The sequence below is a fragment of the Roseibium sp. TrichSKD4 genome (assembly GCF_000148725.1).
In the GTDB taxonomy this organism is placed as follows: Bacteria; Pseudomonadota; Alphaproteobacteria; order Rhizobiales; family Stappiaceae; genus Roseibium.
The window spans coordinates 149,886-174,092 of sequence record NZ_GL476314.1 but is presented as its reverse complement, the minus strand read 5'-3'; the positions used below and the strand labels follow the sequence as shown (position 1 = coordinate 174,092).

Genomic DNA, 24,207 nt, shown 5'->3' with positions numbered 1-24,207 from the left:
CAAGACCCTGGGGTTCGGACCGCCAATCATAGGCATAACTTATTGGAACAACGCAAATTATTAGGATACCGGTCCTAGCCTAACGAAACGGCAGGGGACCCACATCACCGACACCAATCTGAACAATCTCAACGAACTTCTCGTCATGCTTAAAGACGGCAAATTCCTCGAAGGCATGGAAAAGTTTTTTGACCAGAACGTTTCGATTTGCGAAGTCGGGCAAGAACCGAAGGTCGGCAAAGCGCATCGCATCGCAGTTGAGGAAGACCTTCTCTCTGAAGTGTCAGAATTCATCCAGTACACCGCCCATTCAGCTGGCTCTGACGGAAAGGACAAGACTTTCTATGAGGCCACAATGGAGTTCAAAACCAAAGACGGTCAGCATGTAAAACAAGATCAAGCCGTAGTCACGACTTGGGCGAATGGCTTGATCATCGACGAAAAATACTATCACCCAAACGCCTGAGTGTTGGTTCGAGACATTCTTCAATCACTTGAGCACGAACCGGCCTCCGAAAGGAGGCCAAGTGTTTTGCTCACTTCCTGTGCGCTGTCGCCCTAGTGCCTGCTCAAAATTCCGCATCGCAGCAATCTTGACCTGCATTCTAGTTCAACACACCAATATCGATCATTTCACTTGCCTTATTCGGCTGCACTGTGCTTTAAATTTCAACAAGTTGCCGTGAAATGCGCCTATGGATACGCATTTCGCGAATACCAGTAGTTAAGACACGTTAATACTGCATAGCTGCAATGCAGCATTGCCTCTTGTTTCATCAGCTTGTGCATCGCATATAAGCATCACTGTTGGTTCAGTTGACGCCGCACCTTCCTCCCAGCGGCCGGCAACTGCCAGCTGTTCCCCTCTGGAAGGTGATTTCACCTCATTTTGGTGATTTCGAATTTAGACTGCTGGGTCCAATGGACCCGGCTCTTTTTTTGTCTGAAATTTTCGGAACGTTCAAAAGATGCGCTCCAAATGCTCCTGAAAGAACGAGCGATTACATGTAGAGCAGTTCGCCTTCCATTCCTTTATAGAGATGGGCCACCTGCTCCTCGTATCCATTGAAAAGCAAAGTGTTACGGCGAAGATCTGTCCCTAGAAGGCGCTCACTTGCCTGGCTCCAGCGACGATGCGGCACCGACGGATTCACATTCGCCCAGAACCCATACTCCTTGCCCTGAATTTCTTCCCAGAAACTCACCGGGCGCTCACTGGTGAATGAAATCCGGACAATCGACTTAATGGACTTGAACCCGTATTTCCACGGCACAGCCAGACGAAGAGGTGCGCCAAACTGCTTGGCAAGCGGCTTGCCGTAGACACCCGTTGCCATAAAGGCGAGATCGTTGGTGGCTTCTTCGATCGTCAAGCCTTCAACGTAGGGCCAAGGATACCAAGACTGCTTCTGGCCGCTGGCAACTTTCGGATTGTGGAAGGTCTCAAACCGCAGATATTTCGCTTTGGATGTCGGCTTTGACAGTTTGACAAGTTCAGCCAGAGGAAAGCCAGACCACGGCACAACCATAGACCAGGCCTCGACACACCGATGCCGGTAAATCCGTTCTTCCAACGGCATTTTCGCCAAAAGCCCGTCGATATCGATGGTCTGGGCTTCTTCTACTTCACCATCAATGGTGACCGTCCACGGGCGGATCGACAGCGCTTGTGCAGCATCTGCAATTTGCTTGTGCGACCCAAACTCATAGAAATTGTTGTAAGTAGACGCGATACCCTCTTCGGTCATAGGCCGGTCATCCACCTGAAACCCATCATTGCGTTTGACCGGATAAAGCTGCGCACTCGGGTCCTCTTCGGCAAAGGCTGAACGAGCCGCAATACCAGCGCCCAGCGCCGTGCCGGTTGCCAGAAGCCCTGTCATAAAACTGCGGCGGTTCAAGAACACCGCCTCTGGTGTCACATCACGCTCTGGCAATTCCCAGGGTCGTTTTTGAAAGATGGTCATATTCCTGCTCCTGAAACGTGCGTTGAGGAAACGGCAATTGGGACTTCAAAAGCAAGTAAAGCCAAAGTGATGAGCGGCAAGGCGAAACCCATTACAGCAAGCGAGCCTTTACGGCAACGCAGGCTAAAACTGCATGGGTTTGCACAAGCTCAGACCATAAGTCTGTTTGGATGAACCGGAGCGACTTCCTCTCAAACACACACAAAGAACAAAAAGTTTATTTGCGCCTCAAGAGGCTGGTGATCAGATTTCGCATATTCTCACGCTAAGGAAGACTTATGCTCAGATCTGCTTTTGCCTTTGTAATCACGGCCTTTTTGGCCTCCCTCCCCTTAAGCCAGAGTTTCGCCATGGATGACAGTTTCACTCAGCTCACCAGTCCACATTCAGTTTCCCAAACCATCGACAATCTTCAGAACGCCGTTGAAGCAGCAGGCGCTACGGTTTTTGCCAGAATTGACCATGCCGCAGGCGCAAAAAAGGCCGGAATGGAGATTCCCGCCAATCAGGTCTTGATCTTCGGAAACCCGGTTTTGGGCACGCCAATCATAAAAGATGCGCCCACTGCTGGCCTCGACCTTCCAATGCGCGTGTCCGCCTTTGAAACTGACACCGGCACTGTGATCACCTATCACGCCCCCAAAACGCTGGCGCAGGCACATGGTCTGCCTGAAGACCATCCAAGCATCATGAAAATTACCGGAGCTTTGGCCAAACTGACAGACAAAGCCGCGAAGTAACATTTAAAAAGAGCGGTTTAACAGCCGCTCTTTTGATCGATTTAGGGTCAGAAAAGACCCTATGCCCACACGTGTTTTTCGCAAGTTGATACCCTTGGTGTCTGATGGCAGATTGCTTTTGGTACAATCCTTATTGTCCATTTGCTTGAAAGACTTTTGCCATGAATTCAGACCCGTTTACTTGCCTGTGTTGCAGCGGCGCGCTCGGCCAGCTTCTTTACAGCCCCGCACTGTCGAAAAAACTCACCAAAATATCGGCGGAACAGCAGGCCCCGGCCGGTTTTAGCTGCGAAGCGGTGGTCGACCGCCGGGGTTTTGTAAAAGGCTCGCTGGCAGTTGTTGGAACAATTGGGGCATTGTCCTTCAGCGCCACCAAAGCAAATGCGCAAGCTACAAAAACGCGGGTCTATCGAAACGGTACGATTCTGACAGTCGATGAGACCTTCTCCGAAGCTGAGGCGGTTGCCATACGGGAAAACAAAATTCTTGCAGTTGGCGAGGAAATCGAGGTTCTTCAATTAGCGGGAAGCGATGCGGAAATCATCGATTTGAAGGGAAAAGTCCTCCTTCCCGGCTTTATCGACGCACACATCCATGTTGTCAGTGGAAGCATTGTGGCTGGCTTGATGGACTATGTCGGCATGGCGCGTTTTGGGACTGCAGAAGAAGTCTTGGCACACCTGAAACAACGGGCCACTCAAGTAAAGCCCGGCGAATGGATTGCAGCGCGGAACTTTGACCCATCAGTTCAAACCGGCCCGAATGCTCTCACTTTTGTCGAACTCGACGCTGTCTCCAAAGACAATCCTGTATTTGTGATGAATGCCTCAGGTCATCTGGCCTATGCCAATTCAAAGGCGTTTGAAGTTGCCGGGATCACCGAGGATGTCATCAACCCACCAGGGGCCGAATTTGTTCGCGGGGAGGATGGAAAGCTCAATGGCGTTATGAAAAACCAGGTTGCATTCCAACCGGTCTTTCAAGCCAATCCGGCCATGCAAAACGTAAATCCGGTGGCGGCATTGGTCGAGCTCACTCAAACCTGGAGCAAACTCGGACTGACAACGATTTCAGAGCTGGCTTTGGGCGCACTCTCCAGTGGATACAATGATGCTGAACTTCTGTTTGCAGCAGGTCGAACGGGAGACCTCGCATCTCGCATTCGGGCCTATCCATTTTATCCCTATGATGAAGCGTGGGATGCCTCGCCAATTCATCCCGGCCAAGGCGATGATATCGTCCGCATCGCGGGCTACAAACTTGTCGCGGACGGATCGAACCAGGGCTTCACAGGCCTGCAAAGAGAACCGTATCTGGGAACAGACAATTATGGTTTGGCCTACACGTCTCCTGAAGAACTAAAGCGTCTCGCAGTAAAACGTGCGGGTCAAGGCTGGCAGCTCGCGATCCACGGCAACGGAGATGCCGGAATTGATAACGTTCTCGATGCTGTACAGGCTGTTAAGGACGCGGGCACCGACGTTGCCAAAGTTCGCCCGCGCATTGAGCATTGCTCGATTCTTCATGACGAACAGATCGTCCGCATGAAAGACCTTGGCATCTCGGCCAGCTTTCTGATCGGCCATGTCCACTTCTGGGGCGTTGCGATGCGCGATGAAGTGTTTGGGGAGGAAAAGGTGGAGCTGCTGGACCGGGCGAAGATCAGGGAATTGGTTACACACTGCACTCGGACTTTACCGTCACCGACCCTGATCCATTGCACATGATCGAAATGGCTGTCACCCGGAAGACATGGAAAGACCCTGACTTTGTTCTCGCACCGCAGGAACGCATATCCGTCGAAAGCGCCATCCGCGCCCTGACGATTGAAGCGGCCTGGCAGCTGAACTCAGAGCATGAAGTCGGGAGTTTGGAAACCGGAAAACTCGCTGACTTTGTGATCCTCAACAAAGACCCCCGAAAAGTCGACCCGGACACCATCAAGGATATTCGTGTTCTGGAAACATGGATGAATGGTAAGCAACGGTATTCAGCATAAGAAAAAGGGCGACCAATAGGCCGCCCTCTTCAAATCCCGCTTGCGAACACGTTATTTCAGATTGCCGCAGAACCGCTGGATACGAGTACAAGCTTCTTCCAGCGCCTCTGTTGAAGTGGCGTAGGAAATGCGGAAGTTCGGTCCAAGGCCAAAGGCCGACCCTTGCACGACCGCAACACCTTCCGTTTCCAGAAGTTCGGTGACGAAATCCGCATCATTCTTGATCACGTTGCCAGATGGCGCTGTCTTGCCGATGGTGCCGGCGCAAGATGGGAAGACGTAAAACGCCCCTTCAGGAACCGGGCAGGAAATTCCATTCGCCTGGTTCAACATCGACACAACTAGATCGCGACGCGCCTTGAACACTTCATTGTTGGCAGGAATGAAATCCTGAGTTCCGCTCAGTGCTTCAACAGCTGCCCACTGGGCAATGGAACAAGGGTTGGATGTAGACTGTGACTGGACCTTAGCCATGGCCTTGATCAAGTGAGCGGGACCGCCGGCATAACCAATCCGCCAGCCTGTCATGGCGTATGCTTTTGAGACGCCGTTAACGGTCAATGTCCGGTCATAAAGAGCAGGCTCCACCTGAGCAGGCGTCGTGAAATTGAAATCGTCATAGACAAGATGCTCATACATGTCGTCGGTCATTACCCAGACATGTTCGTGTTTCTTCAAGACATCGGTCAGAGCCTTCAACTCACTTTCCGTGTAAGCCGCACCGGACGGGTTGGACGGAGAGTTAAAGATGATCCACTTGGTCCGGGATGTGATCGCAGCATCCAAGCTTTCTGGCGTGATCTTGAAGGTCGATTTGTCCGCTTCCACAACAACCGGCTCTCCGCCGGCAAGCAGAACCATATCCGGATAGCTCACCCAGTAGGGGGTCGGGATGATGACTTCATCGCCCGGGTTCAGTGTTGCAACAAGAGCATTATAGAGAATTTGCTTGCCACCGGTCCCAACCGTGATCTGGTTCGTTTCGTAGCTAAGCCCGTTTTCCCGCTTGAACTTTTCGACAATCGCCTGCTTCAGCTCAGGAATTCCGTCAACGGCGGTGTATTTTGTCTTGCCACCATTGATAGCCGCAATCGCCGCCTGCTTGATGTTTTCAGGGGTATCAAAGTCCGGCTCACCAGCTCCGAGGCCAATCACGTCACGGCCGGCCGCCTTCAGCTCGCGGGCCTTATTAGTAACAGCAATCGTCGCAGATGGTTTTACACGGTCCAATGCGTCGGCGAGAAAGCCCATAGTGTCCTCCATGGGAAACGGGATAAAACAGCGCGCGGACCGTAGAACCAACCGCAAATAATGACAAGAGGATGAAAGCGTGAAAGCCAAATTTGGCCAGCGCTCTGTGCTAATGCCCCCAAAAACCACGCGAGCGTGACCAAAGTACAGAAAATCCTTCCTCTAAAGTGCAGGGTCTTCAAATATTTAGTCCGCCAACCTGTCATAGGTCATTTACGCAAAGTTTTCCATTTTTTTCAGCGGCATAGAACGATCGAACAGTTATTGGACACCTGCTCATACCAAGCTGCAAAAACCATCTAAATTATTTTTAGCCCATAGGAAAATAACTAATACAGCGTAATTATGCTGCAGATTCCAGAAAGAAACAGAGCTCTTACTTCACTTTTTTTTAATTCGAAGAAGTAACTCTACGTACGAAATTGCCCATACATGACCTGAACACGCTTAATGCATGCATCACGTGCTGGTTACCTTGGGACCCTTTAATGTACGACCTTATGAGTGACGGGAAGGTTTTTACATGAGCCGGATGTTTTCGAGTGGTAACCTCTTGAAGGGGGTGGATAGCCAGTCCGAGAGGCTGCTGGAAGTGCTTCCAACAGCAATCATGACCTGCGACTTGGAGGAATTCAGGATTGACTATGTCAATCGTGAATCGCGGACCATGCTCGGCAAACTTGAACACCTACTGCCCGTCAAGATTGCCGATATCATCGGGACATCCATCGATGTGTTTCACAAGGTTCCCAGCAAACAGCGAGAACTGCTGAGAAACGAGAGCAATCTGCCCTACAGAACCATGATCGAACTGGGCGGCGAGTATTTGGACCTTCACGTCTTCCCGATCCATGATCAAAAAGGACGATATACAAAAGTTGGTCTTCAATGGGCGGTTGCCACTGAAAAGGTGAAGGCCGACCGCGATACGAAGCGCCTTTTGCAAATGATCGACAAGCTGCCGATCAACGTGATGACTTGCGATCCGGAAACATTCGAGATCAACTACGTCAACCAGACCAGCATCGACACCCTCAAGCCTCTCGGCCCGCACCTCCCTGTCGATCCTGAAAAACTACTAGGTCAATGCATCGACGTGTTCCACAAGAACCCGGCTCACCAACGCCAGATTCTTGCAGACCCATCCCGCCTGCCTTGGAAGGCCAATATTTCTGTTGGCCCGGAGACTTTGCGCCTTACGGTAAACGCCATTATGGACCATGACGGAAGCTATCTGGGGCCAATGCTCTCATGGGCAATTGTCACCGACCAAGTGAACGTGACCGAGAAGGTCACCGAAGTCATTTACGACATGAACCAAATCGGCGATAATCTCTCAAGAAATTCCGAGATTATGCTGACTTCCGCTGAAAGCGCTCGGTCTCAGGCGACATCTGTAACCTCTGCGGCTGAAGAGATGACAGCTTCAATTTCTGAGATCTCTAAGCGCATGCAACAAGCAGCGGACATGTCTCGCGATGCACTAACACGCGCTCAGGCTGCCTCTGATCAAATTGGCACCCTGAAAGCAGCATCTGAGCAGATTGGTTCGGTCATGGGAACCATTCAAGCTATTGCCGACCAAACAAAACTACTAGCGCTGAACGCAACGATCGAGGCGGCCAGAGCCGGTGACGCAGGAAAAGGCTTCGCGGTTGTGGCGGCGGAGGTGAAAGGGCTGTCAGAGCAAACCGCACGCGGCACCGATCAAATTCGCGAGCAAATCGAGGCGATGCAAGAAGAAACGAGTGAAGCTCAAAACGCAATCCAATCCATCATGGGCGTAATTACTTCGTTGGATGAACAGTCCTCGGCAGTTGCAGCCACCATGACGGAACAGCAAGCCGCGGCCGAAGAAGTCGCCCGCGCCATTGTCGGCGTTTCGCAGGCCAGTGACAACACGACTGAAACTGCAAAACAGGTTGAAGGTCTTGTTCACGACGTGGAGGACATCAAGACCAAAAACACTGCAATTCAGGAATTCCTGCGCAATCTTTAAGTCGTCCGCCCTGAACAACGTCTAAGCCATTGATGTTGCGCGTGGCCGAAGCAATACGCAAATATTCGATTTGACCGGTTTGGGGATGGGGTTTGTGATCCAGAGCAGCAAAATGATCAGTGCATTGAGGATCAGACGCAGGTTATGACCGGCTGCGGCCAGCAGGGCGTTGATGGCATCGCCATTTTTGCCATTGAGGAAGTTCCGGTCAAGTCGTCCATCTGTTTTCATGTGGCCGATGGTGGCCTCGATCGCTGATCGTCGTTTCAGCTCACGCTTCATCTGTGCCGTCAGCCCGCGCTTCTGGCCGGAGATCATGACCTTGGCGTCGCCCTCATAATCATGCCCCCGATAGCCACGGTCCACATAGACACGCTCAGCTTTGGTGCCGCAGACTTTCTCAGCCTGACTGATGGTGTCATTCAAGGTGTGCCCATCATAGGGATTGCCCTCAAAAGCCCTCGCCGCAAGAACCAATCCTTCCCGATTGGTCGTGGCAATGCCAACCTTGGCCCCGAACTCGTAAGGTGTTCGCGCCTTGCCCTTGGCAATACAGGCCACTTCCGGCGCATGCATGGAATAAATCTTGTTTTTGTCCTTGGGGGTCTGGGCCAGAAGCCGCTCCACCAGTCCCAGCAGACGGGAGAACCGGTGCTCAAGACCTTCGTTGCCTGCGATCTTGCGGGAGATGTCGCGATAGACCCGGCCCAGATAGGTCTTCAGCTTTTTGAGTTCCCGGCGCATCCGCTTGAACTGTTTGGCATGGGCATAACGGCCCGCCATCAAGGCCGCCTTTTTGGCAACTCTGGTATGGCTGCGACGCAAGATGATGCCGGCCCTCTTGGCCTGGCGCACCAGAAGCTGCAAGGCCTTGTGATAAAGACGGCTATCGGTGGGATGGGCAATGGCTTTGGGTTGAACGGTCGTATCAACCAAGACCCGCTCAAGGCTGCTCTTCTTGATCGTCCCGCTCTCAATCGCAACACCTACCGTAGCAGAAAGAAGCTTTTCCATTCCCTCAGGACCAATCCGTTTGCGCCAGCGGGTCATGGTTGAGGGATCAATGGGGAATTGGTGCTGGAAAAACTCAAAACCGCAGAAAGACTGCCAGTAGGGGTTTTCAACCCAACGCTCAACCGTCTCTTCATCGGAAAGATCGTACATGTGCTTGAGAAAGTGCAGCCCGGCCATCAGACGCGTTGGTTTGGCCGGTCGTCCCAAGGGGCGATAATGCCTGCCGAACTCCGCATCAAATTCATCCCAAGGCATCAGACCAGACAGCCGCACCAACGAATGGTTCATATCGATGATTGCGGCCAGGCGTTCCTTGAACAGATCGCCACACCGTTTGTTGCGTTTTGAAGGTCTCATGAGAATATGCCAGAAAATGCGTGCTTCGGATCAACTAACCGGCATATTCACACATCCAAAACCCAATGGGTATCCATACTCTTCAATCAGTTAAGGGGTTTTTCAGCGCGAACTAAGTCAGCAGCCGCGCAGTAATCGCACCCTGTCGGGAAGGCACCCCCGGCAGGGTGTTTGCGTTTAAAATTTGAATGGGGTCAGCTCAAGATCGAGCTTCGATCAACAGCTTCGGTTGGTCACTGTCGTCGAGCAAAACAGCTTTCAATCGCTTTTTCTTTGATTTTCCATCATAGCCGTTCACGACCACTGACTGCGGAACTTCATTCTTCTTGCGAGCAGCATCCAGAAGCGCTGCGAAACTGCGAGCATGAAGCAATCGTTCCGTAATCGTTTGAGAGTCAATGGTCTCCGCAGTCAAGTGATACGCCTTCATTGCTGCACGATTGGCGGACAGGATCATTCGGGTTTTACCGTCAACAACCATCATCGGGGCACTGCAATGGTTGAAGACACCCGTGTAGTCGACCTCTCCGGCAACACGGCCTGCAGAAAACAAAACGCCGCCAACACTGCCACCTAGGCGGAAATACATCGCGTCAAATGCAAGCTCCAGACTATCGCCATTCGCCAGGAGGAACTTGCCCTTTCCCGATGCATTGGCACGCCGTGTCAAGGCGGCAAGGCTCAAAGACACTATGGTCCGGCCAACCCGAGGCAGGATGTGAGCTATATTCCGCCCAATAATCATTTTGGGATCAGAAATCTGAAAGCCAGACAAAAAGCCGTCGCTAGCGAACCGTACATATCCAAAATTGTCGACCAAAAGCACCATGCGACTGGAATTTCGAACAAAGTGCTGGAGGATCGGCGCCAGCCCCAGGACGATCTTCCCTCCGTCTTCATCGCCATCTTCAAGAGACGGGAAGCCGACAGCGAATTGATGCCCGTCTTCAGTGATGTATCGGTAGGCGATCAACGACACACCAGGTAGGCGGTGATCAGGGCCTCCACCGACTTCTACAGGACCAGCCTTGCCATCGTGAAACGCAGATTGGACCACCCGCAAAATCGCTTTGCGATCTTCTGCAATAAGGAGACGCAAGGCGTCGACCAACGGTGCCTGCTGCAATCCGGTGACCTTGCTATTGAAGCTTTGGCTTCCGCTCTCAAACCAGAGAAGATGCTTTTTTGCATTGTCGAAAACAAAGAACTGCAGCCCCGAAAGAGAAAGTGCCGGCCACTTACTTTCAACCGCATTCTCTTCAATAGCTTTGTCTGCGCCTACTGATTGTGCAGGCTTTTTCATTTTTAGTTTTGGCCGGGTCCGAAGTTTAGCGGCGTTGGATTTCATCTGTGGCTCGGTCAAGATGATGGAGAAATATGCACCCAAGTAGACTGTCTCCAAAAAGGAAACATATTATGAAGCCCTCAAACTTTTGACGGTAACTTGATATATTACAAAGGTCAGAATTCACTTTGTTAAAAAAGCCAGATTACTCTTGAGTTTTACATAGATTGGGCGAAATGGATGCCCCATTCTTGCCACCAAATGACACGTAAACAGCCTATTTCCCGTCAGTAGATCGACCGAATTTCTCGTCACTTTCACATTCAGACAAGTGACGGAGCATAGAAATGAAAAACACCTCAAAGCGACCCCGCACTGGATTTCGGACCGGAACTTTGCTGCGTCTCGTGAGCGCCGCCCTGTTAATTGCAACGCTGACAGCAGCTTTTGACCTGCCGGTGTCTCAACGCATTCTGCTCGCGGGCTTATGCAGCGGCTTCCTGATGATGCTGATTTATACACTCGGCCTTGCTCAACAATTGACTGAGGACTTGCGTACGCTCGCCAAGCCCTTTGCTCAGCCACTGAGAGGTGCAGCATGACCAAGGTCCCTTCATCCGAAGGTCTTGCCAGGACCAAGCCACAGAAAACAGAAAGCGCTCGCGCACTCATCATATCCATTTGCCTCGGCCTTGGATTGGCAGCGACCATCATGATTGCGGCGGTTCTGGCACCTGCAAATGCGGTCCAGCCCTCTTTGGCACCTGAAATTGCCAGCGAGGACCCAAAAGGCGCCTCATAAAACCGTCTCTATCCGTAATTCACCTCATGATTTCAGCACATTGACCGTGATAGCGTCCGGCGAACCAACCAGTTTTGAGTGCATGCCCTGCTTTTGGGACAATCATGCCAGCGTAATCATGGAGGCATTCATGGCCGTCGATCTCACTCTATCTGCCGAAACAGTCCGTCTTTTGATACAAAAAGCTCGTGCAGCAACTGAAACACTTGATGACACCTTTCAGGACGGCAGTGACCACGAGATAGAGTTTGACGCTGATACTCTGAGCGACACGCATCATCACGATGGCTTGGCGGAAGAGGAAAGCGAAAACCTCTCCAAGGAAGAACTCCGGGAGCTGATTAACGATCTCAATGTCGATGAAGCTGCGGAGTTGGTAGCAATCGCCTGGACCGGGCGTGGTGATACCGAAGCGTCAGACTTCAGCCAAACGGTTGATCAAGCAAAAGAACGAGCCGTTGGCGCGACATCAACCTATCTTCTCGGAATGGCCTTGTTGGCGGACTACCTTGAAGCAGGTTTGGGTGCACTGGACCTGTGAACAACTATAGGTTTTTATTTTGTAACAAAACTTCCTCTGGAAAAGCCTGTTAATATTCCATTTACCTGCTTTTCCTGCCCCGATTTTTCAGACAGGCTCACCGCACTGTCATTAGTACGGGGGCTTTCGAAGTATGGTACACAATGACTCAAATCACGACAGCTTGACGGCAGCACGTCCGTCCCCTTGGCCTTTGGTTTTCGGCGCATTAATCGCTGCCGGTTTATTATCAGTGTTTATCATGGCTTTTGCGGGTTAAACGCCCGAAATTTCAAGAAACTTCTGGATACACGATGGCAAACGCAAGGCTCGGCGCACTTGATCAATTGCGCGGCCTCGCTGTTGTTGCCATGGCGGTCTATCATTTCTCTTGGGACTTGACCTGGTTTCATCTGGTCGACTGGCCTGTGGCAAACGGCAGGGGCTGGCGCGCCTTTGCAGCGGCAATTGCCGGATCATTTCTGTTTCTTTCAGGCGTAACGCTTTCGCTGGCACATGGCGACACGATCCGGTGGCGCCCGCTATTGCGCTCCAAAATATTGCTCCTGATCGCAGCGGTTGGGGTCAGCACCGCGACCTATTTCGTATTCTCCAGCACGTTTGTTCGATTTGGAATTCTACATTGCCTGTTTTTATCCGGCCTGTTGGCATTGCCATTTCTGGGGGCAGACTGGCGTCTAACGCTTCTTGCCGCCGTTGGCATTGGAACATTGCCGACTTGGGGAAGCTTTCCGTATTTTGATGGGCAGCTCTGGCTCTGGACCGGACTTGGGCGACCTGACTTTGGCAGCGTGGACTATGTGCCGCTCGCCCCGTGGGCAGGCTTTGTGCTTGCAGGGTTGGCGTTCGTTCAAAGCCCGCTCTATCCGAAAATTCAGAACCGCCTCCAAAACGTCCGGACCAGACCATACCTTCAATGGCTCGGGCGCCACTCCCTGGCGATTTACATCCTTCACCAACCGCTCTTGTTCGGACTTCTCTGGATACCTGCCAATGTGGGATTGCTGCCAGATCCTGCAAAGTCCCGTTTTGTCGAAAGCTGTGCTGCAGTTTGCTCTGTTACCGAAGGAGCAAACCAACCTTGCACAAATATATGCCGCTGCACCGTGGACGCACTCATTGACGATCAACTTTGGGACCCTTTGGTCGCCGCTCCAGACAACAGCGAACTGCGCCAAAAGATGAATGACCGATATGCTCAATGTGCGACCAAGTTGGTCACAGATTGAGAGCATCCAAATGCCGCTCTGCCCGCTCAAGCCGGGTCTGTCCAAACTCTTTCAGATCTTGATTGAGAGCTGGATCTGTTTGTTGCCCAAACGCCCAAAGGGCCGACACGAGATCACACGACACTTTCATCTCCGCCACCTCGTCAGAAATATTTGATTGCTTCTCGGACCCTACAGCATACGCCGCAATAAACTCAGCTTCCTGCTCTGCCGAGTACCCCAACTCCAAACTCGCATATGCCAAGTCCCAGGCCCGCGGACCTTTGGCAGAATACTCCCAGTCGATTAGCAACACACCATTTTCAGTTACGAGACAATTGTCTGCGGTCACATCCCAATGGCACGGAACAATCCGGCTTTCCCGCCAATGCTCTGCACCTTTTAAACTCTCGAACGTTGCTGCAACCCGGTTTCGCTGCAACCGCGAGAGTTTTTCGGCTTCCAGAAGTCGATAAACCCAGCCTGCCAAATCCCGATTAATCTCAAATCCACTCTGAAGAGAGTGAAGTCGGGCCAGAACGGCTCCCAGCTGCTTCGGCTCAGGTGTTTGGCCAGAGACCTCGACAAACGGAGACAGCATGACGCCGGTTTCAGGCTCAAAGTAAAGCGGCTGAACCGTTAAGCCGTCAGACGCGGCAGCGGTTAGATTGGTCAATTCAGCATGTCGGTCGACCAGCGTTTGGGCATAGGAACTCGGCAAACGCAAAACATATTTCCCCTTGCTGCTGACAAGCTCAAAAACAGAATTGCTTAAACTGTTCAACCTGTTGCAGTGCTCAACCTCTCCCACCCACTGACTAAGTTCAAAACGGCTTGCGAATGCTTGAGCCACACTCGCCGGAATTTCAGACCATTCTTCTAACACGGACCCTCACAGCAAGATAAAATCAGAATAACCTAGATGAAGTATTTTATCAATACAATATATTCATGTAACAATTTATATATTTATTGCTTAAATCTGCATTAATACGTTTAGAATACTTATAGGCCATCAGATATTTCTCTTCTTCAGGGTTGCTTCGCATGTCACTACGCACCATTGGCATCGGCCTGATCAGCACCATGGTTCTGTTTGGCCTGCTTATCATGGGACTTCTCGTCGTTGGCGTTTACAAACGAGCGGAAGTGGATACGCAATGGCGTGTCTTTGCCGACAAAAGCAGCCCACGTGCTCAAGCTCTTGGTTTTCTAACCACAGAGCTCGGATACGGAGGGATGATACACAACTACAAGAATTACGTTCTGCGCCGCGATGCCAGATTGGTCAGCAAGGTTCGCAATGCCATCGGCGCCTCCCGTATGGCGCTGGAGGTCTATGCGCAAGTAAGCCCAAGTGAAGCGGAGCTGAAGGCACTTTCCGATATTCACTTGATGCTCGATGAATATGATGCTGCACTGACTCAAAACATCAAAATGCTTGCCACAGGAGCGTCACCTCAAGTGGTGTCCCGTTTCTTTTATGTGGACGATGATACCGCAATTGAGGCGATCAAAATTTTAGCGCAAGAAACTCAAAACCGCTACCTCGTCAAAAACACTTCGATCAAGGCAGTTAGCATAATCGCACTTCAAGATGCGCTCGGCTATGGCGGAATGATCCAGCATTTCAAAGACTACCTGATTTTGCGGAGCGAGTTCAACAAGGTCGGCTTTGCTGAAAGCGTGGAGGAAGGCCGCGCTCACATCAACAAATACAAGCCTTTGATCTCCACCAAAGAGGAAGCGCAAGCGATCAAGAGCCTTGAGCAAATGATCACAGCTTATGAAGCCAGCTTTGACAAGATTGATCACTTGGCAAGTACCGGGGCAACTGTCAGGGAAATCGACCAACAAGTTCGGGTGGACGACACACCATCCTATGAGGCTCTTGCAACCCTCAAAAGCCAAATTGTTACAGAGAAAAACACTGCCAGAGACAGTTTGCTATCAACCCTTTTGGGCATGCGGACTTTAATGTCTGCAGTGTTCGGAATGGTTCTCGTTTCAATTGTCGCCTGTTGTGCCTGTGTGGGCTATGTCCTGTTCTCTCGCGTGCTCAACCCGGTCAACTCTTTGGCCAAGGCTATGTTGAATGTGTCCAATGGGGACCTCTCGTCAAACACCCCCTACGCGGGCCGCAATGACGAAATTGGCAAGATGGCCACGGCTTTGGACGTCTTCAAGAAAGGCCTGAACCGCGCACACGAACTTGAAGAGCACCAACGCGAAGAAGAGAAGCGACAAGCACAACGCCGTAAGGAGGAATTGGACCGCCTCGCCGGAGACTTCGAACAAACGGTCGGAGCCATAGTCGACAACGTGTTCGCAGCTGCCAGCAACATGGCAACGAACGCCGACGGCATGCATCAGGTCGCCGAGTTGACCGACACAGAAATGAAAAAGATCACAGCTTCATTTAAAAATTCCAATGGCCAGTCTCACACAGTAACCACTGCCGTTGAGCAGCTCTCCACCGGCGCACGCGAAATGGCCGCCCAGATCGAGATGACCTCCTCAATGACGGAGAAAACCTCCAAGGAAGCGGAAAACACATCCAGCTCTGTGGAAGAACTTGGGGACATGGTCTCCAAAGTTGCAGATGTCACCAATCTCATTCAGGATATTGCCGAACAGACAAACCTGCTCGCCCTCAACGCAACGATTGAAACCGCCCGTGCAGGTGAATCTGGCAAAGGGTTCGCAGTGGTCGCTGCAGAGGTGAAACAACTGGCTGAGCAAACCTCCAAGGCGACGGATGAGATCAAGACCCAAATTGAGGAAATCCAGACTGCTTCAAATCCTCCGTGGATGCTGTTCAGCAGATTTCCTCCATGATCATGGAATTCGCACAGCACATCCAAACCGCCGAAGCCGCGCCCAGCAGCAGATGGCAACCCAGTCGATCGCTGACAGCAGCGGCACCTCTTCTAACATCGGCAGCGAAATCGCGCAAGGGCTGAGCGACATCAGTGAAGCCGTCGAACAAACCGGCATCTCAAGCGGCGAGCTCAATCAGGCGGCGGATGGCCTCAATCAGAAGGCAACGGAACTCCGCGAACAAGTGACCCAGTTTGTCTCCAGCGTTCGCGCTGCCTGACACCGCGTTCTCCTCCAAACTCCACTGTCCACTCTGCCCTGGCCTCGATGACACTCATCGGGGCCTCTTTTTGCCATTAGCGAGGACATTCAGACCATTCAAACCAATTGATTTACGCAACGGTAACTTAACTCAAAAGAAGGCCGGAATTTACGTCAAACCTAACTCAAAATTCAATTTAAACGTGCATTATTCAATCAAACACTACAGATCGGATTTGGCCGATACTCAAAGTGACAAGGGCGACAGACCATGACGAAGCCAGTTGGACCAACAGCGTTGAAATCGAATACAGATCGCAAGGAAATGCGTCCACAACGCTCAACCGCGGCCTTTGCGTCATCCTACGCCTCCGGCTTCCTCCATGGCGGCGGCGCCCCCCAAATGAACAAGGCGCTGACTGATCCTGACAATCTGGATGTGGTGGTTGGTCTCCGCGAAACGCTGGCTCAACCCACATCGCGCGCGGAGTTTATCGACCTGATCGCCCCGCTGGTTCAAAATGCTGACCGCTCGCCCTGCACCCTGATGGTCATGGGAATTGATTTCACGCACCACCTTTATGAGCCGATTGCCCCAAATCCGCCCACCGAACAGATCGCCTTTGTCGCCGACAAATTGATCGAAACCCTACCACGCGGCACAGTCGTCGGGCACACCGGCCTATATGAGTTTGCGGTCCTGCTTCGAGACGGCGGATCGAGCAGTTCAATAACACCGCTCTGCGCCGAACTATTGCGCAAGACCCTGTCGAAAACCACCCAAACCGACGCACTGGTTGGCATCAGTACGAGCATCGGCTGGGCAAGTTCGCCGTCAGATGGTCAGTCAGCCGAAACCCTGATGGAACAGGCCGCCAAAGCTCTCACCCAAGCCCGACAAGACGGCGGCAACTGCGCCCTCGCCGCACACACCTTCAACGCCGCAGCCACCGAAGCGTCAGTGCAAGAACGGACAAAGAAGGTGGGATAGGTGAGACTAGCCAGAAGCTCACTTAAATTTTGGCCTCCAGCAACTAGCCATCAATGTTGTAAGAGTATAAATTTATTTATGCTAATCCTAAGAACCTAATGAGCGACTGAAGGTCAGACAAAAGAACGGCCACACTAACGTATTTCCGAATAAACCTTTATCACATCGACGAAAAAACATACCAAACGCGATACTATATCACAAACCCGACAGCATTTATGATGACGACCCAGCAATACGATACCATTTTCCAAAGAGTTACTTAAGCAGACTAGAGAAAGCTGTTAATGATTGGATAATCTACGATGGCCCTGTAACTGGAAGAAAAGGCCGTTATTACATCGGCCTTGGATATCTAAAAGGAATCCGCTCAGATTCCGTGAGACATGGTTTTTACTACGCAGACATTGAAAACTATTTGAACTTTGATCAGCCCGTTAGCTGCGCACAAAATGGTGGTTTTGAACCTGGCTTCATCAACGAAAAAGGTGAGATAAATCCAGGGTATCGTGTCCAATCCGTTCGTGTAATTGATAGAGCAACATTTGTTAAAATCATAGAGGCAGGGTTGTCGGACGATGAAGACTGGCCGGATAGGGTAGATCCTCCGCAATACATGGATACCGTGCTGTACGCTTCAGACAACGCTCAAGCTCCGCTGTTCGACGCCCCCGGAGAACGGCCAATAATAGCCCAAATACTAAATCGCCCATTTCGGGATAAAAAGTTCCGACAGCAAATTCGGAAACTATACGATCGAACTTGTGCGTTCACGGGTCTGAGACTTATCAATGGTAAAGGCCGCCCGGAAGTAGAGGCGTGCCACATAAAGCCTGTAGAAGATGGCGGAAACGACTCGGTTCAAAATGGAATAGCACTGTCAGGCACCGTCCATTGGATGTTTGATCGCGGACTGCTCTCTTTGTCGGACCATTACGACATACTCATTTCGAGGCACTTGAATTACGATGTTTCTCATCTCCTAAACAAAAACCTCAAAGCAAAAGTTCCTACGAATCCTGAGCACCGCCCGCACCCGCATTATTTAGCCTATCATCGAGATACTAAGTTCAAGCTGTAATCCTCCTGACATCTCCTGTCAGGAACGTACCATTTGCGCGCTCTGCCCCTCTTTTCTTTAGGAGCAGAGGGGACCATATTGCTGAGCATGAGCAAGACGTCCCGCACTCCGAAAAATCCTGACAGTGAAACTCCGCCAGACGGGTTTGGCGAAGCGCCACAGAAGCCCTTAAGCGGCACGCCTCTTGGCGGGTCTATTTCTGATTGGGCGGCGGAGATTGCAGAGGAAGCGGAGAAACCAGCTCCCAAAACCAGATCAAAAATCAAAGATCCCACGAAATTGGCAGATCTGGCACCGGGCGCTCCCGGCTCATCCAAACGCACGGCCCGAACGTCTTCCAAAGAGCGCGAGCGAGCTGGCGGCGATGGAGCGGTCGCAGCGCAGGTTGAAGAAGGCCGTAAAGCCAAACTCTCCCCGAAGGGCGCCAAGGCCAAAGGCAAAATTGAAAAACCGGCCAAATCTGCCCGTGGCACCAGCATGGGCAAGGCGGATAGTGCCCGTGAACGGGCAGCGGGTGGCTTGAACCCGGTTGCCGGACTGGACATGTCGCTGGAAGAGGCGGAACAGCTGGAAGAAAAGCTGAAACAGCACAAGAAAGACAATAAAAAGAAGAAATCCGCCGCTGATGGCCGCTTTGGCGATTTGGGCGGCAATCAAGGCGCAACGGCCACCGTTGAAGCCCTGTCGGCGCTGATTGAAAGCGGCAATCCGCTGCACAAAAACGGCGAACTGTGGGTGCCGCACCGACCAGAACGCCCGGAAAAGTCTGAAGGCGGCGTGCCGATCAAGCTGGCCAGTGACTATGAACCAAAAGGCGATCAGCCCACTGCCATCGCAGATCTGGTGGAAGGCATCGATAACGGCGACCAGACGCAGGTTCTGCTGGGCGTAACTGGCTCGGGCAAAACTTATACGATGGCGCAGGTGATTTCCCGCACGCAGCGCCCGGCTTTGATCCTCGCGCCGAACAAAACGCTGGCCGCCCAACTCTATGGTGAGTTCAAGTCGTTTTTTCCGGACAACGCCGTCGAGTATTTCGTCTCCTACTACGACTATTATCAGCCGGAAGCCTACGTTCCGCGCACGGACACCTATATCGAGAAGGAATCCTCGGTCAACGAGCAGATCGACCGGATGCGCCACTCGGCGACCCGTGCGCTGCTGGAGCGCGATGATGTGATCATCGTCGCCTCTGTGTCTTGTATCTACGGTATAGGCTCGGTGGAAACCTACACGGCGATGACTTTCGCGATCGAGGTGGGTGAGCGCATCGACCAACGTCAGCTCATCGCTGATCTGGTAGCCCTGCAATACAAGCGCAACGACGCCGCCTTCCAGCGCGGCACCTTCCGAGTGCGCGGCGATACGATCGAGCTGTTCCCGGCTCACTATGAGGACCGCGCCTGGCGTGTGTCCCTGTTCGGCGACGAAATCGAATCCATCACCGAGTTCGATCCGCTGACGGGCAAGAAGTCAGGCGAGCTGAAGTCGGTCAAGATTTACGCCAACTCCCACTATGTGACGCCGAAGCCCACGCTCAATCAGGCCACCAAATCAATCAAGGCCGAACTAAAACATCGGCTGGAAGAACTGAACGCCCATGGCCGCCTGTTGGAAGCGCAGCGACTGGAACAGCGCACCATCTTTGATCTGGAAATGCTGGAGGCAACCGGCTCCTGCGCTGGCATCGAGAACTATTCGCGCTATCTGACGGGCCGGAATCCTGGCGAACCGCCCCCCACCCTGTTTGAGTACCTTCCGGACAACGCCCTCGTCTTTGCCGACGAGAGCCATGTCACCATTCCGCAAATCGGAGCGATGTACCGGGGCGACTTCCGCCGCAAGGCTACGCTGGCCGAATATGGCTTCCGCCTGCCCTCCTGCATGGACAACCGACCGCTGCGCTTTGAAGAGTGGAACGCCATGCGCCCACAATCCATCGCCGTGTCGGCCACGCCCGGCAGCTGGGAGATGGAGCAAAGTGGCGGCGTGTTTGCCGAACAGGTCATCCGCCCCACCGGTCTGATCGACCCGCCGGTCGATATCCGCCCCGCCGGATCACAGGTTGATGATTTGCTGGGCGAAGTGCGCGAAACCGCAGCCAAGGGCTATCGCACGCTGGTCACTACGCTGACCAAACGCATGGCGGAAGACCTGACTGAATACCTGCACGAAAACGCGTGCGTGTGCGCTACATGCACTCTGACATCGACACGCTGAACGGATCGAAATCTGCGCGATCTGCGCTCGGCGCTTTCGATGTGCTCGTCGGCATCAACTGCTGCGCGAGGCCTCGATATTCCCGAATGTGGACTGGTAGCGATCCTGGATGCGGACAAGGAAGGTTTCTTGCGCTCCGAGACCTCCCTCATCCAGACCATTGGCCGTGCGGCGCGGAACGTCGATGGCCGCGTGATCCTCTATGCCGACAACATGACCGGCTCGATGGACCGCGCCATCAAGGAAACCAACCGCCGCCGCGAAAAACAACTCGCCTACAACGAAGAACACGGCATCACGCCGGAATCCGTCAAACGTTCCATCGGCGACATTCTGGAAAGCGTCTACGAGCAAGACCACGTCACAGTCGAGGCTGGCTTTGCCGAAGACGGCAATTTGGTTGGCCACAACCTCAAGGCCCATATCGAAGATCTGGAAAAGCAGATGCGCGATGCCGCTGCAGATTTGGATTTCGAAACAGCCGCACGCCTGCGCGACGAGATCAAACGCCTGCAGGAAACCGAACTCGCTGTCGCCGACGATCCGCTCGCCCGTCAATCCTCGGTCGACGAAAAGACAGGCGGCTATCAGGGCGACAAGAAATTCGGCGCTGGTGGAACCAAGGCCGGTGCGAGCGGCAAGAAACGCGAAACGGCGAAGGACCGGGCCAAGGCGGCTGGATCAAAAGTTCACAAACCAAGCCTGGACGAAATGACTGTCGGTCGAACCGAAGTTCCGCTTAGCAAGGGGCCGTTGCCGAAGAAACTAATCGACCCCGCCGACGACGCCAAACCTGTTGTCCGAGGCAAAATCGGCGCTGGTTCTTACGAAGATCCAACGGACGAGAAGAAGCGACGGGGACGCCCGAAAAAGAGTGGACGACCGGGGCAGTGAGACCTCAGTTCAGCGCTGCAGATCAGGTGATACCATGACTTGATCCTGATACCGCTCCGCTCCCTTTCCACTTGCGCGGTAGATTGGAAAATCGCGGGATGGATCACCGGATCAAGTCCGGTGATGACCATTGAGTTCGTGGCAGGGTCTCGAAAGATACTCATAAAGTCATCCCGGCCACCGAGCCGGGATCCACTATGCCCCTCGGATCTGTACAAGGGACGGATAGAAAACCGGTCGTTCTGCAAGCACCGTGCTTCCCCCAGTCTCCTCCGGTTTCAATAGGTCCCCGATCAAGTCGGGGACGACGCCCAGAGGGTGGGACACAATCCCCAAACAATACTCATACCGTCATCCCGGACAAGCGGCAGCGTGATTCGGGATCCAATCCGTTTCCTGTCCGCTTGTGCAGCAGTTTGAAACTTACCAGAAGGAATCACCCATCGATCAAGTCGTGGGCAGGCTCTACCAAATCCAGTGACGACAACTGAGATGCTAAGACGGCCGAGATACCAGCCCGCACCGCCCGGGACTTGATCCGGAGCCTACACACTCCTCACCATCCTTACCTACAGGAGTGCAGCGCTGTTCGGGAAGGTGAAGTCCGAATACGTGGCAGCCCGGTAATTCACTCGACCACGTCTACCCAATTCACCCCCGAATTCCGCACAGTCTGTGGATAAATTGACGCTGCGGAAATTCTCCTCGCCAAAACCCTCAAGTCAGATTTACAAAAACACGCTAAAATAGTAGTAAAATATCAATATATACAAAAAGTTGTTGATTCAGGCGTTAAGATTTCATTAACGTTCTCCCATATCGCGTGGAAGGCCAGCGCGATTTGAGCGGCGGCAATCAGTTCAGGAGTAGCGCATGGGTATTTTTTCGATGACACCGCGAACCCAGGAATCGGAAGCAAACACGGTGCCGGACGCCCATAAGGCAGCGCCCCCTTTGGAGGACAACGCAGTGCCAGAGCCACAGCCCTCCAATGTTGAACATCTGTCTCCCTTCGCAATCAAGATGCAGGAAAAAATGCATCATCTGGACGGGTTGAAATCCCGGCTTGGGGGACTGTCACAAGCCTTTGACCAGATGAGCGCCATGGCCTCTGAAAACCGCAACAGCCTGATGCTGATGTCGGAGTTCATCGAGACCTCACGCGCTCATGTGGAGACTGAAATCCGGCTGAAGTCTGAAAACGCGAAGATCTCGACAGACTTGTTGGATGCCAACCACAAGATCAGCACTCTGTCCGCACATCTGGAGGAAGCTCAGGCAGAAGTTCATTCGCTACGCAAGCGCTTGACCGAAACCCGTACGGCACTGGAAACAGCGCGCAACGAGCTGATCACCATCCGCGACAACAACAAGAAGGTGAACGAGGACTTTCGTGCGCAGAGCGCTGAACTCGTTGAAGCCAACTCGCAAATTTCCGAACTCAGTGGCGAACTGGTAGACTTCAAGGCCAAGTTCAAAACACTGGAAGACCATTCGGAAAGCCTGCAAGCCAATCTCGACGACATCACCAAGCGCGAGAAAGAGCTGCAACAGAACCTGTCTGAAAGCGCAGCACTTCTCGAAGAAGAAGTGCGCAAGAATAACTCCGCAACGAGCGAGTTGGAAGCGGTCAAGCGGCAGGTTGTTGACTTCCGCAACAACAACATCGACCTCAAATCGCATCTGGATGTGGCCAATCAGGAACTCGCCTACTCCAAATCGCGATTGGAGGAAGAGCAGCGCAAGCATGACAACGAAGTCTATGCGCTGAACGCCGAAATCGAGAACCTGTCATCCCAGCGCCGGATTGAGGCGCAGTCCATGCAAGAGATCACCCGCGAAAATGGGCAGATCAAGGAACGCAACCGTGATCTGATCAAACGCATGCAGGAAATCGAGCATCTTCTGGATGGTGCTCAGAAAAACCACGAGAAAGACCGCGACGAACTGATGACAGCAAACGCCAAACTGCGTGAGCTGAACCTGCGGTACAACTCAACGCTCACGGATCTCAATCACGAGCGCAACCAGAATCAGAGGTATACAAATCAGCTGGAAGAGTTGGTCGATGAGAACAAGACGCTGCAACGCTATAAAATTCAGGTCGACACAGCCAACGACCAAATCGCTCAGCTCAAGGGCGTCATTGCCAATTACCAGCGCGCCATGGAAGGTCGAGGCCCTGCTGAGCTTATGGGTTTGACCGACAATTTTGGACCCGCGGAAGAATTGGGGCTGACCGAAACACACCCTTCAGAAGAAGAACCTTCGGACAATTTGGTTGAGACTGAGCTGGACGATGACAAGATCGTCAAGCTTCGGGACGATCCCACGGACTGAGACTGACCGCTTCACTGAAAAGGCCCGGCATCATGACCGGGCCTTTTTCAATCGGGTACTTACAAAACGATAAGATTACTCTTCCGGCTCAACAATGAACTTAAGCGGATAGCCCATTCGGACCGCTGTTTCTGTGGCGCGTGACACCTTTGTCTCTGCAACATCACGCGGATAGGTCGAGACAACATTCGCACCTTTTTTATGGGCAGTTTCCATCACGTGTTCAGCCTGCAAGACATCGAGCCGGAACTCGCCTTTCAGGACAAACACAACGAACTCTGCCGGTGTGAAATCATCATTTAGCAAAATCACCTGATAGCGCTTTGGGCGCTCCAGTTTTTGCCGAATGGATTTTCGGGTTTTCAGGTCGCTGTCACTCATACTTCACTCACGCCCGACATTGCTCTGGCCAGCCTCACCGACCAGTTTTGCGAAAC

The 24,207-nt window shown here is 52.6% G+C and carries 19 protein-coding genes and 3 pseudogenes; 16 read left to right on the top strand and 6 right to left on the bottom strand.

The features are described 5' to 3' along the window. The first annotated feature begins 145 nt into the window (after positions 1 to 145). Entirely contained in the window at positions 146 to 466 is a 321-nt protein-coding gene (locus TRICHSKD4_RS12870) for a hypothetical protein (RefSeq protein WP_009759461.1), read from the top strand. 535 nt (positions 467 to 1,001) lie between these two features. On the opposite strand, the gene msrP is transcribed toward TRICHSKD4_RS12870, so the two are convergent. Further along, positions 1,002 to 1,967, bottom strand: coding sequence for a protein-methionine-sulfoxide reductase catalytic subunit MsrP (msrP, locus tag TRICHSKD4_RS12865; RefSeq protein ID WP_009759459.1), 966 nt, complete (start codon positions 1,965 to 1,967; stop codon positions 1,002 to 1,004). A gap of 278 nt (positions 1,968 to 2,245) precedes the next feature. Between msrP and TRICHSKD4_RS12860 the strand changes: the two genes are divergently transcribed. After that, positions 2,246 to 2,707, top strand: coding sequence for a DUF302 domain-containing protein (locus TRICHSKD4_RS12860; RefSeq protein ID WP_009759458.1), 462 nt, complete (start codon positions 2,246 to 2,248; stop codon positions 2,705 to 2,707). A gap of 161 nt (positions 2,708 to 2,868) precedes the next feature. Continuing rightward, positions 2,869 to 4,706: pseudogene (locus TRICHSKD4_RS12855) on the top strand (amidohydrolase). Between the two features lie 51 nt (positions 4,707 to 4,757). Here the strand turns inward: TRICHSKD4_RS12855 and TRICHSKD4_RS12845 are convergent. Continuing rightward, entirely contained in the window at positions 4,758 to 5,957 is a 1,200-nt protein-coding gene (locus TRICHSKD4_RS12845) for a pyridoxal phosphate-dependent aminotransferase (protein ID WP_009759454.1), read from the bottom strand. Positions 5,958 to 6,480: 523 nt separating this feature from the next. Here TRICHSKD4_RS12845 and TRICHSKD4_RS12840 point away from each other — a divergent pair. Next, positions 6,481 to 7,956 carry a methyl-accepting chemotaxis protein gene (locus TRICHSKD4_RS12840; protein WP_009759453.1) on the top strand — a complete coding sequence of 492 codons (1,476 nt, stop codon included), beginning with the start codon at positions 6,481 to 6,483 and terminating at the stop codon, positions 7,954 to 7,956. Positions 7,957 to 7,977: 21 nt separating this feature from the next. On the opposite strand, the gene TRICHSKD4_RS12835 is transcribed toward TRICHSKD4_RS12840, so the two are convergent. After that, complete coding sequence (locus tag TRICHSKD4_RS12835; protein WP_009465529.1) at positions 7,978 to 9,327, bottom strand: IS5 family transposase; 1,350 nt, start codon at positions 9,325 to 9,327, stop codon at positions 7,978 to 7,980. A gap of 199 nt (positions 9,328 to 9,526) precedes the next feature. Beyond that, positions 9,527 to 10,714 (bottom strand): PAS domain-containing protein, encoded by a 1,188-nt coding sequence (locus TRICHSKD4_RS12830; protein WP_009759451.1) that lies wholly within the window; start codon positions 10,712 to 10,714, stop codon positions 9,527 to 9,529. Between the two features lie 245 nt (positions 10,715 to 10,959). Between TRICHSKD4_RS12830 and TRICHSKD4_RS12825 the strand changes: the two genes are divergently transcribed. From TRICHSKD4_RS12825 to TRICHSKD4_RS12810, 4 genes are all read left to right on the top strand, one after another. Further along, on the top strand, positions 10,960 to 11,214 hold the full coding sequence (locus tag TRICHSKD4_RS12825; RefSeq protein ID WP_040616810.1) for a hypothetical protein: 255 nt from the start codon (positions 10,960 to 10,962) through the stop codon (positions 11,212 to 11,214). After that, complete coding sequence (locus TRICHSKD4_RS12820; RefSeq protein ID WP_009759449.1) at positions 11,211 to 11,414, top strand: hypothetical protein; 204 nt, start codon at positions 11,211 to 11,213, stop codon at positions 11,412 to 11,414. The genes TRICHSKD4_RS12825 and TRICHSKD4_RS12820 overlap by 4 nt, the downstream gene beginning before the upstream one ends. A 130-nt stretch (positions 11,415 to 11,544) precedes the next feature. Continuing rightward, positions 11,545 to 11,955: a DUF3775 domain-containing protein gene (locus TRICHSKD4_RS12815; RefSeq protein ID WP_040616860.1), complete on the top strand. Its 411-nt coding sequence runs from the start codon at positions 11,545 to 11,547 to the stop codon at positions 11,953 to 11,955. Between the two features lie 293 nt (positions 11,956 to 12,248). Continuing rightward, on the top strand, positions 12,249 to 13,184 hold the full coding sequence (locus TRICHSKD4_RS12810) for a heparan-alpha-glucosaminide N-acetyltransferase (protein ID WP_009759447.1): 936 nt from the start codon (positions 12,249 to 12,251) through the stop codon (positions 13,182 to 13,184). On the opposite strand, the gene TRICHSKD4_RS12805 is transcribed toward TRICHSKD4_RS12810, so the two are convergent. Next, positions 13,174 to 13,974, bottom strand: a complete 801-nt coding sequence (locus TRICHSKD4_RS12805; RefSeq protein ID WP_256377401.1) for a choline/ethanolamine kinase family protein — start codon at positions 13,972 to 13,974, stop codon at positions 13,174 to 13,176. The genes TRICHSKD4_RS12810 and TRICHSKD4_RS12805 overlap by 11 nt on opposite strands. Before the next feature lie 236 nt (positions 13,975 to 14,210). On the opposite strand from TRICHSKD4_RS12805, the gene TRICHSKD4_RS32105 reads away from it, so the two are divergent. The 8 genes and pseudogenes from TRICHSKD4_RS32105 (at position 14,211) to TRICHSKD4_RS12775 (ending at position 23,770) form a co-directional block, all read left to right on the top strand. Beyond that, on the top strand, positions 14,211 to 16,001 hold the full coding sequence (locus TRICHSKD4_RS32105) for a methyl-accepting chemotaxis protein (protein WP_009759445.1): 1,791 nt from the start codon (positions 14,211 to 14,213) through the stop codon (positions 15,999 to 16,001). Positions 16,002 to 16,053: 52 nt separating this feature from the next. Beyond that, positions 16,054 to 16,263, top strand: coding sequence for a hypothetical protein (locus TRICHSKD4_RS12795; protein ID WP_009759444.1), 210 nt, complete (start codon positions 16,054 to 16,056; stop codon positions 16,261 to 16,263). A gap of 252 nt (positions 16,264 to 16,515) precedes the next feature. Next, complete coding sequence (locus TRICHSKD4_RS12790) at positions 16,516 to 17,235, top strand: diguanylate cyclase domain-containing protein (RefSeq protein ID WP_040616809.1); 720 nt, start codon at positions 16,516 to 16,518, stop codon at positions 17,233 to 17,235. A 379-nt stretch (positions 17,236 to 17,614) separates the two neighbouring features. Then, the gene (locus TRICHSKD4_RS12785) at positions 17,615 to 18,316 is read left to right on the top strand and encodes an HNH endonuclease (protein WP_009759441.1); all 702 of its coding nucleotides are present in this window, start codon (positions 17,615 to 17,617) and stop codon (positions 18,314 to 18,316) included. Between the two features lie 87 nt (positions 18,317 to 18,403). Beyond that, positions 18,404 to 20,536, top strand: coding sequence for an excinuclease ABC subunit UvrB (gene uvrB, locus TRICHSKD4_RS12780; protein WP_371256772.1), 2,133 nt, complete (start codon positions 18,404 to 18,406; stop codon positions 20,534 to 20,536). 39 nt (positions 20,537 to 20,575) lie between these two features. Continuing rightward, positions 20,576 to 21,010: pseudogene (locus TRICHSKD4_RS32330) on the top strand (helicase-related protein); the annotation flags it as partial. A 219-nt stretch (positions 21,011 to 21,229) separates the two neighbouring features. Continuing rightward, positions 21,230 to 21,430 (top strand): annotated as a pseudogene (locus TRICHSKD4_RS32325) (hypothetical protein); the annotation flags it as partial. Positions 21,431 to 22,303: 873 nt separating this feature from the next. Further along, the gene (locus TRICHSKD4_RS12775; protein WP_083782781.1) at positions 22,304 to 23,770 is read left to right on the top strand and encodes a hypothetical protein; all 1,467 of its coding nucleotides are present in this window, start codon (positions 22,304 to 22,306) and stop codon (positions 23,768 to 23,770) included. Positions 23,771 to 23,845: 75 nt separating this feature from the next. On the opposite strand, the gene TRICHSKD4_RS12770 is transcribed toward TRICHSKD4_RS12775, so the two are convergent. Continuing rightward, positions 23,846 to 24,151 (bottom strand): ATP-dependent Clp protease adaptor ClpS, encoded by a 306-nt coding sequence (locus TRICHSKD4_RS12770; RefSeq protein WP_009759436.1) that lies wholly within the window; start codon positions 24,149 to 24,151, stop codon positions 23,846 to 23,848. Positions 24,152 to 24,207 lie beyond the last annotated feature (56 nt).

Excerpts from the sequence above, each read along its gene's own strand:
- TRICHSKD4_RS12870 (WP_009759461.1), top strand. The coding sequence starts at position 146 with ATGCTTAAAGACGGCAAATTCCTCGAAGGCATGGAAAAGTTTTTTGAC.
- msrP (WP_009759459.1), bottom strand. The coding sequence starts at position 1,967 with ATGACCATCTTTCAAAAACGACCCTGGGAATTGCCAGAGCGTGATGTG.
- TRICHSKD4_RS12860 (WP_009759458.1), top strand. The coding sequence starts at position 2,246 with ATGCTCAGATCTGCTTTTGCCTTTGTAATCACGGCCTTTTTGGCCTCC.
- TRICHSKD4_RS12845 (WP_009759454.1), bottom strand. The coding sequence starts at position 5,957 with ATGGGCTTTCTCGCCGACGCATTGGACCGTGTAAAACCATCTGCGACG.
- TRICHSKD4_RS12840 (WP_009759453.1), top strand. The coding sequence starts at position 6,481 with ATGAGCCGGATGTTTTCGAGTGGTAACCTCTTGAAGGGGGTGGATAGC.
- TRICHSKD4_RS12835 (WP_009465529.1), bottom strand. The coding sequence starts at position 9,327 with ATGAGACCTTCAAAACGCAACAAACGGTGTGGCGATCTGTTCAAGGAA.
- TRICHSKD4_RS12825 (WP_040616810.1), top strand. The coding sequence starts at position 10,960 with ATGAAAAACACCTCAAAGCGACCCCGCACTGGATTTCGGACCGGAACT.
- TRICHSKD4_RS12820 (WP_009759449.1), top strand. The coding sequence starts at position 11,211 with ATGACCAAGGTCCCTTCATCCGAAGGTCTTGCCAGGACCAAGCCACAG.
- TRICHSKD4_RS12815 (WP_040616860.1), top strand. The coding sequence starts at position 11,545 with ATGGCCGTCGATCTCACTCTATCTGCCGAAACAGTCCGTCTTTTGATA.
- TRICHSKD4_RS12810 (WP_009759447.1), top strand. The coding sequence starts at position 12,249 with ATGGCAAACGCAAGGCTCGGCGCACTTGATCAATTGCGCGGCCTCGCT.
- TRICHSKD4_RS32105 (WP_009759445.1), top strand. The coding sequence starts at position 14,211 with ATGTCACTACGCACCATTGGCATCGGCCTGATCAGCACCATGGTTCTG.
- TRICHSKD4_RS12795 (WP_009759444.1), top strand. The coding sequence starts at position 16,054 with ATGGCAACCCAGTCGATCGCTGACAGCAGCGGCACCTCTTCTAACATC.
- TRICHSKD4_RS12790 (WP_040616809.1), top strand. The coding sequence starts at position 16,516 with ATGACGAAGCCAGTTGGACCAACAGCGTTGAAATCGAATACAGATCGC.
- uvrB (WP_371256772.1), top strand. The coding sequence starts at position 18,404 with ATGAGCAAGACGTCCCGCACTCCGAAAAATCCTGACAGTGAAACTCCG.
- TRICHSKD4_RS12775 (WP_083782781.1), top strand. The coding sequence starts at position 22,304 with ATGGGTATTTTTTCGATGACACCGCGAACCCAGGAATCGGAAGCAAAC.
- TRICHSKD4_RS12770 (WP_009759436.1), bottom strand. The coding sequence starts at position 24,151 with ATGAGTGACAGCGACCTGAAAACCCGAAAATCCATTCGGCAAAAACTG.